Here is a 13271-nt window from a genome sequence, read left to right on the forward strand (position 1 = left end):
GGCGGTCTGCTATCCGGCGGCGATCTCGCACAGCCAGTCGGTGAAGGTGCCGATGCGCGCGGCATCGCGCCGGCGACCGACGGCGAAGGAATAGGAGCCGGTATCGATGCGGGCCGCATGCAGTGGCCTGAGCGTGCCGCTGTCCAGCATGGCGGCCACGAAAGCCTCGGGCACCACGCAGGCGCCCAGGCCCTGCGCCGCGGCCTGGATGGCCAGCACGGTGTTGTCGAACTCCAGCGTCGGCTCCAGGGCCTTGGCATCGAGGCCGTGAGCGCCGCACCAGCGCGGCCACAGGTCGGTGCGCGAGCGCGCGCCGATGCGCGCGACCCGGGACAGCCAGCGCAGGTCGCCGGCGCCGCGCGGGCGCGGCTGCGGCATGAGCGAGGGGCTGCCCACGAGCACGGAGCGCTCGGTCATGAACACCCGCGAGGGCAGGCCGCGCAGCTCGGCGGTCTCGCGCCGGATGAACACGTCCACCGGCGCCGCCGGGTCGATGTCGCCCTCGACGGTGCGCACCTGCACGTGGGTGCGCGGGTAACGCTCCGTGAAGAAGCGCAGTTGCGGAATCAGCCAGTGCATGGCCAGCGTCACGCTGGTGTCCACCAGGATCGAGGCCTGCCGGCGCGCCGTGCCGCCTTCCAGCGCCGCCGCGATGGCGGCCATCTTGTCGGCCACGCGCTCGTGCAGCCGCCGGCCGGCCGGCGTCAGCAGCGCCAGGCCGCCGGCGCTGCGGTCGAACAGCACCTGCGCCAGGTGCGCCTCCAGCGCCTGGACCTGCCGGCTCACCGCGCCGGGGGTGACGCACAGCACCTGAGCCGCCTGGCGAAAGCTGCCCTCGCGCACGACGGTGCAGAACACGTGCAAGGCGTTGAGCGGGGGACGGACGGCCATGGCAATGAGTTGATTAAAAGTCAACGGATGATGGCAGAAAACTCGCTTGCCGCATGGGTTGGCCGGCTCGGACACTGGGTGTGTGTCAGTTTTGTGAATGTCAAATGCCCTCACGCCTGCTGGTCCCGGGACTGTCGCTGAGCCTGCTGATTTCCTGGGGCAGCCTCTACTACGCCTTCGCGGTCCTGGCCGGGCCGATGCGGCTGGCGCTGGGCTGCGATGCCGACACCATGGCGGGCGCGTTCTCGCTGGCGCTGCTGGTCTGGGGCGTGGCCACCTACCCGGTCGGCGTGGCGCTGCATCGCTGGGGCGGGCGCGTGGTCATGGCTTCGGGCTCGCTGCTGGCCGCAGTGGCCTTCCTGGGCCTGTACGGCGTGAGCGCGCTGTGGGCCTTCTACGCGCTGTGGGCCATGCTGGGCCTGGCCATGGCGCTGACCTTGTACGAGCCCGCCTTTGCCGTGATCGTGCAGAGCTTCCGGGCGGACCGGCGCCGCCGCATCGGCTGGCTCACCATCGTCGGCGGCCTGGCCAGCACCGTGTTCTGGCCGCTGAGCCACTATCTCAGCACGCAACTGGGCTGGCGCCAGACCGCCCTGGTGTTCGCGGTGCTGCACCTGCTGGTGTGCCTGCCGGTGCACCTGGGGCTGCCGCGGTCCCGGCTGGCCGAGGACTCCCAGGATTCCACCAGCACCGAGCCGGCCGGGGGCGTGGCTGACGCCGAGCCGATGACCACGCAACACCGCAGCGCCTTCGCGCAGCTGGGCGCCTGCTTCACGATCTACGGCTTCATCACGGCGGCCATGGCGGTGCAGGTCATTCCCGCGCTGCAGTCGCGCGGGCTGGACGCGGCCAACGCCCTGAGCTTGGCCGCGTGCATCGGCCCGATGCAGGCCGCCGGCCGGGCGCTGGACCTGGCCATGGGCAACCGCATGGATGCGCGGCGCGTGGGCATCCTCACGCTGAGCCTGATGCCGCTGTCGCTGGCGGCGCTGTGGCTGGCGCAATGGCGTCCGGAGCTGTGCCTGGTCTTCGTCATCGCCTATGGGCTAGGCCTGGGCCTGATGACGGTGGTGAAGGCCACGGCGCCGCTGGACCTGTTCGGCGCCAGGCGTTACGCCCGCAACAGCGGCGTGCTGGGCGCCCCGGCCGTGATCGCGCGGGCCGCGGGCCCCATAGGTGCGGCCTGGCTGCTGAGCGCCTTCAACGGCCATGGGCCGGTGCTGCTGGTGCTGCTGGCGGCTTCGGTGGTGGGCACCTGGCTGTTCCTGCGGGTATGGCCGCGTGCCGGGGAGGCCGCATGAACGCGACGCTGCGGCGCTTCAACCATCCGGCCGCGCTGGTGCGGGAGTTCGAGCACTGGGTGGTGCTGATCCGGCCGGTGCAGCCCACGCCGCTGAGCTGCGTGATCGCGGCCCGCGCCGACGTGAACAGCCTGGGCGAGCTGGAGGCCGCCGCCGGGGCGCAGCTGCCTGCCGAGATCGCGGGCTTCGAGGCCGCGGTCCGGCGCGTGGCACCGGCGGTGAGGTTCAACTACCTGGCGCTGATGATGGTCGATCCCAATCCGCATTTCCATGCGATCCCGCGCTACGCGGCAGCGCTGTCGCTGGATGGGATCGAGTGTCGCGATACCGACTTTCCCAGGCCCGTGGATGTCTTGCGCGGCCTGGAGATCGATGCGGCAACGCTCGATCGATGGCGGGCCCTGCTCGCCGACCGCTGGACGCGCTGAGCAGTGGCGAGAGCGCTTCCCGTCCCGGGAGGCGCCTCGCCTGTGCGTCGCAGCCGCTTCGCGGCGGGGGCCACCTCGTCGATCTCTCTGGTTCCCGGAACCGAACCCTGGAAGGCATCTGACCAGCCATGCTCACTTCAGACAAACGCCGTGCCCAGCTCAGGCGCCTGCTGCAAGGTAAGCGCTGCCTGCGTGCTCTTGAAGCGCACAGCCCCATCTCCGCGCTGCTGGCCCAGCATGCGCGCTTCGAGCCCGCGCCCGGGCAGAACGTCGGCTACGACGCGATCTGGTCCAGCTCGCTGACCGACTCGACCCACAAGGGGCTGCCCGACATCGAGATCCTGAGCGCCAGCAACCGGCTGCAGAACGTGCATGACATATTCGAGGTCAGCGCGCTGCCGATGATCTTCGACGGCGACACCGGCGGGAAGCCGGAGCACTTCGCGCTGCACGTGCGCGCCCTGGAGCGCGCGGGCGTGTCGGCAGTGGTGATCGAGGACAAGCGCGGCCTGAAGAAGAACTCGCTGCTGGGCAACGACGTGTTCCAGCAGCAGGATGCCGTCGAGGAGTTCTGCGACAAGATCCGCGCCGGGCGCGAGGCGCTGCTGACGGATGATTTCATGATCGTCGCCCGCTGCGAGAGCCTGATCCTCGACCAGGGCATGGCTGACGCGATGCGGCGCTGCCTGGCCTACGTGGAGGCCGGTGCCCACGGCATCATGATCCACAGCCGCAAGAAGGACGGCCAGGAGATCATCGAGTTCGCGCAGCTGTTCCGCGAGTACCACCGCCATGTGCCGCTGGTGTGCGTGCCCACCAGCTACGCGCACCTGAAGTTCGAGGAGCTGGAGGGCGCGGGCTTCAACGTCGTGATCTACGCCAACCACATGCTGCGCAGCGCCTACCTGGCCATGAAGGGCGTGGCCGAGGACATCCTGCGCAACGGCCGCACGCTGGAAGTCGAGCCCCGTTGCCTGGGCATCGACGAGATCCTGCATCTCATCCCCGGGACGCGCTGAGCAGCGCCGCCGGCGCAAGCCCGCTCCACCTCTCCATTTCTTCCAACCCCGTTTCGGCGCGGCGCCGACAGGCCCGCCGCGCCCTTGCCAAGGATCTATCCATGACGCTGGCCCAACGTACCCGCAGGATCGCGCCGCCGGGCACCTCCAAGATGCGCACCATCGCCAACGAGCTCAAGGCGCAGGGGCTGCAGGTGATCAACTTCGCCGCCGGCGAGCTCGACGTCGATACCGACGAGCTGGTCAAGGAGGGCGCCCGCAAGGCCATCGACGGCGGCCACAACATCTACACGCCCACGCTGGGCCTGCCCGAGCTGCGCAAGCAGGTGGCCGCGCTGGTGACCCGGCATGCCGGCGTGGCCTACGCGCACAACGAGGTGGGCCTCACCGCCGGCGCCAAGCAGGCGCTCTACAACGCGGCGATGGTGCTGATCGACCCCGAGGACGAAGTCATCATCCCCGCCCCGTACTGGGTGACCTTCCCGACGCAGGTGGAGCTGGCGCAGGGCCGGCCGGTGTTCGTGGACACCCGGCCGCACGGCTACCAGCTGCTGGCCAGCGACGTGCAGCGGGCCATCACGCCCAGGACCAGGGCGCTCATCCTCAACACGCCCAACAATCCCACCGGCGCGGTCTACGGGCGCGAGGAGCTGGCGAAGATCGCGGCGCTGGCCATCGAGCACGACTTCTGGGTCATCTTCGACGAGTGCTACGCCTCGCTGGTGCGGGCGGGCCACCGGCACAAGCACATCCTGGCCATCGAGCCGCGGCTCAAGGAGCGGGCCGTGCTGGTCAACTCGTTCTCGAAGAGCCATGCGCTGACCGGCTGGCGCCTGGGCTACGTGGCCGCGCCCGCCGAGGTGATCAAGGCGATGGAGAACCTGCAGGGGCACACGACTTCCAACCCCAGCAGCGTTGCGCAGTACGCCGTGAGCCACGCGCTGGCCCATGACGACGGCAGCTTCATTGCCGCCATCAACCGGGCGCTGGATGAGCGGCTGCGCCAGGCCCTGGCCATCGTGGCCGACATGCCCGAGGTGAAGGTGGCGCCGCCTCAGGGCGCGTTCTACCTGTTCCTCGACATCTCCGCGCACCTGGGCCGGCGCCTGGGCGATCTGGTCGTGGCCGACGTGGACCAGTTCTGCGAGCTGGCGCTGCGCGAGGCGCAAATCGCCCTGGTGTCGGGCGCCGCCTTCGGCGACCCCAGCAGCGTGCGCGTCTCCTACGCGATCGCTCCGGGCGATGTGGTCGAGGGACTGCATCGCCTGCGCCGGCTGCTGCAGCGGCTGCGCTGAGCAGCCCCTTTCACGTCGCCCCATCCCGCGCCGCCGTCCAGCGGCGGCGCCGCGTGCGCGAGGGGCCAGTGTCGCTCCCCGCACGCCCATGACTTCCCGAACTTCTGCACCATGACTGCCATCAGCAACGAACTGCGCCAACTGGCCGCGGACACCCACGTCATCATCCTCGCCGCCGGCCTGGGCACCAGGCTCAAGGAGAACACCCAGGCGACGCCGAAGTGCCTGGTGCCGGTCTCCGGCCAGCCCATCCTTGAGCGCATGCTGGAGAACCTGGCGGCGCTGGGCGTGCGGCGCGCCAGCATCGTCGTCGGCTACCTCGACCAAGCCATCCGCCAGTTCGTCGGCGCGTGGCTGCAGGAGCAGGGGCAAGGGCTGGAAGTCGATTTCGTGCTCAACGAGCGCTATGCGCAAAGCGGCTCGGTGCTGTCGCTGGAGCTGGCCCTGCGCGAGGCCGATGCCGAATGCGAGCGGCAGCATCTGCTGCTGATCGAGGGCGACGTGGTGACGGACCGCCGGCTGCTGCAGCGCCTGCTGGAGCAGGGCGTGCAGGGCGCCGAGGCGGCGACGATGCTGGCGCCGTACGAGCCGGCGCTGAACGGCACCTTCGCCACCGTGGACGGCGGGGTGGTGTCGGCCTGGCTGCACGAGAGCGTGCGCGAGCCCGGCTTCGAGCTGCAGCGCAGCTTCAAGACCGTCAATCTCAGCTTCGTGCGGCGCGGCACGCCGCGCCAGCGGCTGCTGGCCCGGGTGAGCGGCGAGATCGCGCGGGCCGGCGTCAAGGCACCGCTGGAATACGCGATGCACGCGCTCGTGCTCGAAGGCCTGCAGATCCGCGCCGTGCTCACCGATGGCCTGCCGTGGTTCGAGGTGGACACGCCCGAGGACCTGGCGATCGCCAATGCGATGTTCCCGCCGCTGGCGGTTGCGGCGTGACCGCAGCCCGGTTCCTCACCTAGCACGACAAAGACACCCCGATGCTGGAACTGCTCGATACCGCGCTGATTGCGCCCATTCGCTGGGCTTTGCTGTCGGTGCTCAGGCTGGGCTGGGAGGTCAGCGGGAGCCACGGGCTCTCGCTGCTGATCCTGAGCGTGTTCTTCAACCTGCTGCTGATCCCGGCGTATCACTGGGCCGAGCGCCTGCAGGGCAAGGAGCGCGAGGCCCAACGCCGCATGCGACCCAAGGTCGAAGAGTTCAAGGCCGTGTTCAAGGGCCAGGAGCTGCACATGATGCTGCGGCAGCTCTACAAGCTGCACGGCTATCACCCGATCTACGCCCTGCGCACGCTGGCGCCGCTGGCGATCCAGATCCCGTTCTTCATTGCCGCCTTCGGCCTGCTGTCGCATTACGCGCCGTTCGTGGGCGCCTCCTTCCTGTTCCTGCGCGACCTCTCCAGGCCGGACGCGCTGCTCGGCGGCGTGCACCTGATGCCGTTGCTGATGACGGCCATCAACCTCTACGCGCTGCAGCTCTACGCGCGCCAGACCTCCCGCTCCGACTGGGCGCAAGGCGTGGTGGTGGCGCTGATCTTCCTGGTGCTGCTGTACGACTCGCCCAGCGGCCTGGTGCTGTACTGGACCTTCAACAACCTGCTGTCGGTGCTCAAGAGCGCCTGGTACACCCGCAGGCTGCCGCGCGGCGCGGCGGCGCCCTCGCATTTCACGTCGTTGCTGCGGGAGATCGGGGCCAGCCTGCGCCGCGGGCGCACGCAGCGGCTGCTCGACAGCCTGGGCGCGTCGCTGAAGGGCAGCTACGCGCTGGCCTGCGCCAGCCTGTTCATGCTGCTCGTGGTGGCGCTGCCCATCGGCTTCACAAGCCTGGAGGACAACGTCGATGGCCTGAGCGGCTACGTCGGCTTCTTCCTGCTGGCGAGCCTGGCCGCGGCAGCGGTCTTCGCGCTGCTGAGCGCGGCCTGGTACCGCCTGGCCGGTCCGGCGCTGCGGGCCTGGACCACGTTCACGGCCTTTGCCGCGATGCTGCTGGCGCTGGCCTTCGCCTTCGTGCATCAGCCCGATGCCGGCATGCTCGACAACTTCGTGTTCTTCACGCCGCAGGCGCTGGCGCCGACGGGGGCCAAGCTCGTCCTGGACCTGGCGCTGCTCATTGTGCTGGGAGCCCTGGCCTGGTGGACGGCGGTGCGCTATCCGGCGGCGATGCGCAACGCGCTGGCGGTGATGCTGCTGGCCAGCGTGCTCAGCGCCGGGCTGAGCCTGGTGTCGCTGGACCGGCGCATCGACCAGCAGCTGGCCAAGGCGGACCCGGAGGGCACCAAGCTGTTCCGCTACTCCAAGACCCAGCCCAACGTGCTGCTGGTCTTCCTCGACGGCGCCATGAGCGGCTACCTGCCGGCCATCTTCGAGGACGAGCCGCAGCTCAAGGAGCAGCTGCGCGGCTTCAGCTGGTATCCCAACGTCATTTCCAGCGGCAACCGCACCATCAACGGCCTACCGTCGGTGTTCGGCGGCGAGGACTACACGGTGGGCGGCGTCAATGCGCGGCGCAACGGGACGCTGAAGGAGAAGGTCACCGACGGCTACAAGATCTACGTCGACAACTTCCACGCCAAGGGCTACGACGTCCAGTACGCCGACCCGTTCTGGTTCGGGCTGGTGCGCACCGGCGACTGCGAGCTGTTCAACGAGCTCTACGCCAAGGACGGCAAGGGGCGCTGCATCCACTCCATCGGCCGCGGTGTGGAGCGGCGCAAGCGCGAGGTGACCGCCGACAAGACACAGGACTTCTTCGTCGGGCTGGCGCGGCAGTACTTCGCGCTGACGGTGTTCCGGGTAGCGCCGCACTCGCTCAAGAACGCCGTGTACGACCGTGGCCAGTGGCTGTCGATGTCCTTTGCGTGGAAGAAGCGCATGGACAAGTACCTCAACAACTTCTTCAGCCTGGCGGCCATGCCCTCGCTGTCCGCGGTGGACTCGGACCGGCCGACCTTCAACTTCATCACCAACGAGGCGCCGCGCGCGACCTTCTTGCTCGACAAGGATTGCCTGCCCGAGGATGCGCGAGGCAGTGGCAGCGTTCGGCGCGAGTCGCCGCGCTTCAGGCACGAGGACACGCAGCGGATCTTCGAGACCCATCGCTGCGTGATGCGCGGGGTGGGGCGCTTCGTGGACTGGCTGCGGGCCGAGGGCATCCTGGACAACACCTTCATCGTGTTCGCCTCGGACCACGGCTGGGTTTCCGACAACCCGCTGCTCGACGGCGTCAGGGGCCAGCAGACCTACTCGATGTACCAGGCCTTCCTGATGGTGAAGGACTTCAACAGCCGCGGCGAGCTCAAGGAGGACCCCACCTACATCGCCAACTTCAAGGTGCCCGGGCTGATCTGCGACAGGATCGGCGGCTGCCTGGACCATGCCACCGGCAAGACCGTCCGCTACGAGCCGCTGGTGCCGCCGGTGCGGCTGTACGAGACGCCGTGGCAGCCCGCGGGCCAGACGCTGCACGACTACGTCATCGACGCGATGCACGAGAACAGCGGCGCGGTGGGCCTGCAGCGCAGCTGGCGCACGCTCAACGGCGAGCTGCAGGCCGATGCCGCGCCGAGCCCGGCGCCCGGCGTCGCGCTGGCCGGTGCGGGCCTGGCCGCACCGGAGGCCGATCGATGAGCCGCCCGTCCTTCCCTCCGGCGCCGTGATGCCGGCCCCGCAGCCCTGAGCCTGACCTTCACATCATGTTCGACCTCCATCTGCAAGCGTTGCTGGCCGAGACGGGCCTGGCGCTCCTCGTGCCCGGCGGTGATCTCCCGCCACAGCTGCTCTACCTCGACCCCGGCACGGGCAGCCTGCTGTTCTCGGTGATCGTGGGCATCGCCAGCACGGCCTACTTCGTCGCCAAGGACTTGCTCTACCGCGCGGGCACCCGCGTGCGCATGCTGCTGTCGCCGCGCTCCGGCGCGGCACTGCGCGCGGCCCAGCGCGAGGAGCACCCAGTGGTGTTCTACAGCGAGGGCCGGCAGTACCGGAGCACCTTCGGCCCCTTGCTGCAGCAGATGCAGCGCCGCGGCCTGCCGTGCCTCTACCTGAGCAGCGATGCCGAGGACCCGTTGCTGGCACTGGGGCAGGGCGGCCAGTACCCGCAGCTGCGCACCGAGCACATCGGCCACGGGCACATGGCCTGGGCACGGTTGCGCACGCTGCGCGCCCGGGTGGTGTGCATGACCACGCCCGGGCTGGATGTGCTTCAGATCCGCCGCTCGCCCCATGTACGGCACTACATGCACATCGTGCACTCGCCGACCGACAAGTCGTTCAACCGGCCCTATTCCTTCGACTTCTTCGATTCCGTGCTGATCAACGGGCCGCACCAGGAGCGCGTGATCCGCTGCCTGGAGGAGCTGCGCGGACGCAGGCGCAAGGAGCTGTTCAGCGAGGGCTGCGTCTACTACGACAGCCTGGTGCCGCGCTACGCGGCGGCCAGCGAGGTGGCCGCTCTCGCCAAGGGCGGGGCTCCGCAGCGCGTGCCGCGCGTGCTGCTGGCACCGACCTGGGGCAAGAACGGGCTGCTCACGCGCTACGGCAGCCCGCTGATCCGCGCCATCGCCGAGGCCGGGCTGGAGCTGGTCATCCGGCCGCATCCGCAGAGCGCGCGCTCCGAAGCGGAGCTGCTGGCCCGGCTGCAGCGGGAATGCGCGGCGCTGCCGAACTGCTGCTGGGATTTCAACGCCGATCCGGTCGAGGCCATGGCCATGTCCGACATCCTGGTGTCCGACATCTCGGGCATCGTCTTCGACTACGCCTTCCTGACCGGCCGGCCCGTGCTGACCATGGACTTCAGTGTCGACAAGCGTGGCTTCGAGGCCATGGACCTGCCGTTCGAGCCCTGGGAGCTGAGCAGCCTGGAGTTGATCGGCCGGCGCATCGGGCTGGACGACGTTCCCGCGCTGCCGAAGATCATCCGGGAGGAAACCACCAGCCCGGTCCGCGCGACGCAGATCCGGCTGTTGCGCGACACCCATGTGCTGAATTTCGGGCACGCCAGCGAGGCCGCCGTCGAGCGCATCGCGCAGCTGGCCGGCCTGGATGCGCAGGCGCAGCCGCTCGAAGCCGCCCCGGGGGCCGGCCTGGCGCTCGCGACGGCTCTCAGCGCGTGATGCGCCCTCCGTGGCCATGGCGCCTGGGCCGCAGCGCCGGCCTGCTGTTGGTGCTCCCGGTGGCGCTGGCCTGGCTCTCCAGCCGTGGGCTGGCGTGGCTGGGTGCGCCACCGCCGCAGGCGTCCCCATCCGCAGCCATGCTGGCCTGGCTGCTGTGGTGGGGACCGTTGCTGGAAACGGCCTTGCTGCTGGCGGCGGCTGCCGCGGTCACCTGGAGGGCGACGCGGCATCGGCCCAGTGCCGGCGCGGGCCGGGTGGCCTGCACGCTCATCATCGGCCTGTCGTTCCTGGTGGCGCACGTGCCGCAGTCCGGCCCGGCCGCGCTGGCCTCCATGCCCATGGCGCTGCTGCTGGCCGGCCGGGCCGCGCATGCCGTTCGCCAGCCGGCGCGGCAGGTGGGGCTGGTCCATGCACCGGCGCTGTACGCGATGCACGTGGCCTACAACGCGTCGGTACTATGGATCGGCTCGGCGGCGTAGCCGGCTCCACGGTGCAGGATCGGTGCCTGCCTTGGCGCGTGTCGTGTCGGGAGGGATTCATGCCTGCACGTGTGTTTTTCTGCAATGCAACTTATGTCAACTTGATGTGCGATTCCGATGGTCGTGAAACGGCTGGGGGAATGCCGATTGCCTCGGGGCATCGCCCTCCACAACCCGGGAAAGAACGACATGGCCACGAGGAAGACACCGGCAGCCCAGTCCCCCAGCGAGTCCGGCAAGTCCGGCGGCGCCAAGAAGGCGGCAACCAAGGCCGCGGGCTCCGCCAGCGTGAAGCAGTCCATGGGCGGCCCCTCGGTCAAGACCACGGGCGCGCGCACGCGGCGCAGCCTGCTGGAGCGCGCCGCCACCGCGCTGGGCAGCGGCACCAGCAGCGACAACGCCGCCGTGCGCAACCTCGCCACGGCCGACCGGCTGGAAGCCAAGTACGACGCCACCGAGGCGCTGTCGGCCTCGCTGCCGCACAACCCCACCAAGCCCGCCGAGTACGTGCAGGGCGGCCAGGTGACGCCGGCGCCCGAAGGCGCGCATGCCGCGCCGGACAACCTCGATGCCACGGCCAGCACCATCTCCGAGGACAACACCTCGGACAAGAACGGCAGCAAGGCCACGCCGGGCACCAATCCCAACAACGGCCCGCTGCAGCGCCACCGCATCGACTCCGGCGGTCGCGCCATCACCACCAACCAGGGCGTGCCCGTTGCCGACAACCAGCATTCGCTGCGCTTGGGCGAGCGCGGCCCGACGCTGCTGGAAGACTTCATCCTGCGCGAGAAGATCACGCATTTCGACCATGAGCGCATTCCGGAGCGCGTGGTCCATGCCCGCGGCTCGGGCGCGCATGGCTACTTCGAGTGCACCGAGGACATCACCGCGCTGACCAAGGCGGCACCCTTTGCCAAGGTGGGCAAGCGCACGCCGGTGTTCGTGCGCTTCTCCACCGTGGCCGGCGAGCGCGGCAGCGCCGACGCGGTGCGCGACGTGCGCGGCTTCGCCGTCAAGTTCTATACCGACGAGGGCAACTGGGACCTGGTGGGCAACAACATCCCGGTGTTCTTCATCCAGGACGCGATGAAGTTCCCGGACGTGGTGCACGCGGTCAAGCCCGAGCCGCACCACCAGATGCCGCAGGCCTCCAGCGCGCACGACACCTTCTGGGACTTCATCTCGCTCAGCCCCGAGTCGGCGCACATGGTGATGTGGCAGATGAGCGACCGCGCCATCCCGCGCAGCTACCGCACCATGCAGGGCTTTGGCGTGCACACCTTCCGCTTCATCAACGCCGAGGGCGCGGCCACGCTGGTGAAGTTCCACTGGACGCCGCTGCTGGGCACGCACTCGCTGGACTGGGACGAGGCCGTCAAGATCAACGGTGCCGACCCCGACTTCCACCGCCGCGACCTGTGGGAGGCCATCGAGGGCGGTGCCTTCCCCGAGTACCTGCTGCAGATCCAGACCTTCACGGAGGAGCAGGCCGCGCAGTGGAGCTTCGACGTGCTCGATGCCACCAAGATCGTGCCGGAGGAGCTGGTGCCGCTGCGCACCGTCGGGCGCATGGTGCTGGACCGCAATCCCGACTACTTCTTCGGCGAGACCGAGCAGGTGGCCTTCTGCACGCAGCATGTGGTTCCGGGCATCGACTTCACCAACGACCCGCTGCTGCAGGGTCGCAACTTCTCGTACCTGGACACGCAGATCACGCGGCTGGGCGGCCCCAACTTCCACCTCATTCCCATCAACGCACCGGTGGCGGAGGTGCACAACAACCAGCGCGACGGCTTCCACCAGCACGGCATCTTCCGCGGCCGGGTCAACTACGAGCCGAATTCGCTGGCCGGCGGCTGCCCGTTCCAGGCCGGGGCCCGCGGCTTCAGCTCCTTCGCCGAGCGGTTGCTGGCGCAACAGGCCACTGCCGAGCCCACCAAGCTGCGTGCCAAGCCCGAGAAGTTCGCGGACCACTACACGCAGGCTCGCCTGTTCTACGCGAGCCAGACGCCGGTGGAGCAGTACCACATCGCGCGCGCGCTGCGCTTCGAGCTCACGCGGGTGCAGACCCAGGCGGTGCGCGCGCGCGTGGTGGCGATGCTGCGCAACATCGACGAAGGGCTGGCCGCCACCGTGGCGCGCGACCTGGGCATGGCGCTGCCCGAGCCGCTGCCCATGGCGCGTGCGCCGGTGGAGGCGCCGGAGGTGGCGGTGTCCCCGGCCCTGTCGCTGGCGGCGCGGCCGGGTGACGGCCGCATCCTGGCGCGGCGCATCGCGCTGCTGGTGGGCGACGGCGTGGACGGCGCGGCGCTGGAATCGGTGTACCAGGCGCTGGTGCAGGCCGGCGCGGTGCCGCGCTATGTCGGCGCGCGCCTGGGCGTGGTGCAGACCAGCTCGGGCGACGCGCTGCCGGTGGAGGTGACCATCGAGGCCGCGCCCAGCGTGCTGTTCGACGCGGCGATGCTGCCGCCCGGCGCGGGCGCCGCGGCCACGATGGCGGCCGACGGTCTGGCGCTGGAGTTCGTGCAGCAGCAGTACCGCCACTGCAAGCCGCTGCTGGTGCCCATCGGCGCCGCGCTGCTGCTGGAGGCGGCCGGGGTGACGACGCTGCCCGAGGACGGCGGCGACCCGGGCCTGCTGTTCGTGCCGGACGACCAGCTCGCCGGCGCCGGCGAGGAGTTCATCCGCCGCATCGCCCTGCACCGCGCCTGGCAACGGCAGACGGAGCCGCCGCTGGTGTGAGAAGCC

Annotated in this window: 10 protein-coding genes; 9 read left to right on the forward strand and 1 reads right to left on the reverse strand. The window is 69.9% G+C overall.

The features are described from left to right. Positions 1–9: 9 nt before the first annotated feature. Positions 10–891 (reverse strand): LysR substrate-binding domain-containing protein, encoded by an 882-nt coding sequence (locus HHL10_RS13955; protein ID WP_169160977.1) that lies wholly within the window; start codon positions 889–891, stop codon positions 10–12. A 104-nt stretch (positions 892–995) separates the two neighbouring features. On the opposite strand from HHL10_RS13955, the gene HHL10_RS13960 reads away from it, so the two are divergent. The 9 genes from HHL10_RS13960 to HHL10_RS14000 all read left to right on the forward strand — a co-directional run bounded on the left by HHL10_RS13960 (position 996) and on the right by HHL10_RS14000 (position 13265). Next, complete coding sequence (locus HHL10_RS13960) at positions 996–2192, forward strand: MFS transporter (RefSeq protein ID WP_169160978.1); 1197 nt, start codon at positions 996–998, stop codon at positions 2190–2192. Further along, positions 2189–2620: an HIT family protein gene (locus tag HHL10_RS13965; protein WP_169160979.1), complete on the forward strand. Its 432-nt coding sequence runs from the start codon at positions 2189–2191 to the stop codon at positions 2618–2620. The genes HHL10_RS13960 and HHL10_RS13965 overlap by 4 nt, the downstream gene beginning before the upstream one ends. Before the next feature lie 128 nt (positions 2621–2748). Then, positions 2749–3639: a phosphoenolpyruvate mutase gene (gene aepX / locus HHL10_RS13970; RefSeq protein ID WP_169160980.1), complete on the forward strand. Its 891-nt coding sequence runs from the start codon at positions 2749–2751 to the stop codon at positions 3637–3639. A gap of 101 nt (positions 3640–3740) precedes the next feature. Beyond that, positions 3741–4934: a pyridoxal phosphate-dependent aminotransferase gene (locus HHL10_RS13975; protein WP_235971447.1), complete on the forward strand. Its 1194-nt coding sequence runs from the start codon at positions 3741–3743 to the stop codon at positions 4932–4934. A gap of 111 nt (positions 4935–5045) precedes the next feature. Further along, entirely contained in the window at positions 5046–5870 is an 825-nt protein-coding gene (locus tag HHL10_RS13980) for a phosphocholine cytidylyltransferase family protein (RefSeq protein ID WP_169160981.1), read from the forward strand. Positions 5871–5911: 41 nt separating this feature from the next. After that, positions 5912–8557, forward strand: coding sequence for a YidC/Oxa1 family membrane protein insertase (locus HHL10_RS13985; protein ID WP_169160982.1), 2646 nt, complete (start codon positions 5912–5914; stop codon positions 8555–8557). Between the two features lie 65 nt (positions 8558–8622). Further along, positions 8623–10041, forward strand: a complete 1419-nt coding sequence (locus HHL10_RS13990; protein WP_169160983.1) for a CDP-glycerol glycerophosphotransferase family protein — start codon at positions 8623–8625, stop codon at positions 10039–10041. Continuing rightward, positions 10041–10520 carry a hypothetical protein gene (locus tag HHL10_RS13995; protein ID WP_169160984.1) on the forward strand — a complete coding sequence of 160 codons (480 nt, stop codon included), beginning with the start codon at positions 10041–10043 and terminating at the stop codon, positions 10518–10520. Before HHL10_RS13990 ends, HHL10_RS13995 begins: the two co-directional genes overlap by 1 nt. Positions 10521–10709: 189 nt before the next feature. Beyond that, complete coding sequence (locus tag HHL10_RS14000) at positions 10710–13265, forward strand: catalase (RefSeq protein ID WP_235971449.1); 2556 nt, start codon at positions 10710–10712, stop codon at positions 13263–13265. Positions 13266–13271: the final 6 nt, after the last annotated feature.

This window comes from Azohydromonas caseinilytica, from assembly GCF_012927045.1.
Taxonomy (GTDB): domain Bacteria; phylum Pseudomonadota; class Gammaproteobacteria; order Burkholderiales; family Burkholderiaceae_C; genus Azohydromonas; species Azohydromonas caseinilytica.

Excerpts from the sequence above, each read along its gene's own strand:
- HHL10_RS13955 (WP_169160977.1), bottom strand. The coding sequence starts at position 891 with ATGGCCGTCCGTCCCCCGCTCAACGCCTTGCACGTGTTCTGCACCGTC.
- HHL10_RS13960 (WP_169160978.1), top strand. The coding sequence starts at position 996 with ATGCCCTCACGCCTGCTGGTCCCGGGACTGTCGCTGAGCCTGCTGATT.
- HHL10_RS13965 (WP_169160979.1), top strand. The coding sequence starts at position 2,189 with ATGAACGCGACGCTGCGGCGCTTCAACCATCCGGCCGCGCTGGTGCGG.
- aepX (WP_169160980.1), top strand. The coding sequence starts at position 2,749 with ATGCTCACTTCAGACAAACGCCGTGCCCAGCTCAGGCGCCTGCTGCAA.
- HHL10_RS13975 (WP_235971447.1), top strand. The coding sequence starts at position 3,741 with ATGACGCTGGCCCAACGTACCCGCAGGATCGCGCCGCCGGGCACCTCC.
- HHL10_RS13980 (WP_169160981.1), top strand. The coding sequence starts at position 5,046 with ATGACTGCCATCAGCAACGAACTGCGCCAACTGGCCGCGGACACCCAC.
- HHL10_RS13985 (WP_169160982.1), top strand. The coding sequence starts at position 5,912 with ATGCTGGAACTGCTCGATACCGCGCTGATTGCGCCCATTCGCTGGGCT.
- HHL10_RS13990 (WP_169160983.1), top strand. The coding sequence starts at position 8,623 with ATGTTCGACCTCCATCTGCAAGCGTTGCTGGCCGAGACGGGCCTGGCG.
- HHL10_RS13995 (WP_169160984.1), top strand. The coding sequence starts at position 10,041 with ATGCGCCCTCCGTGGCCATGGCGCCTGGGCCGCAGCGCCGGCCTGCTG.
- HHL10_RS14000 (WP_235971449.1), top strand. The coding sequence starts at position 10,710 with ATGGCCACGAGGAAGACACCGGCAGCCCAGTCCCCCAGCGAGTCCGGC.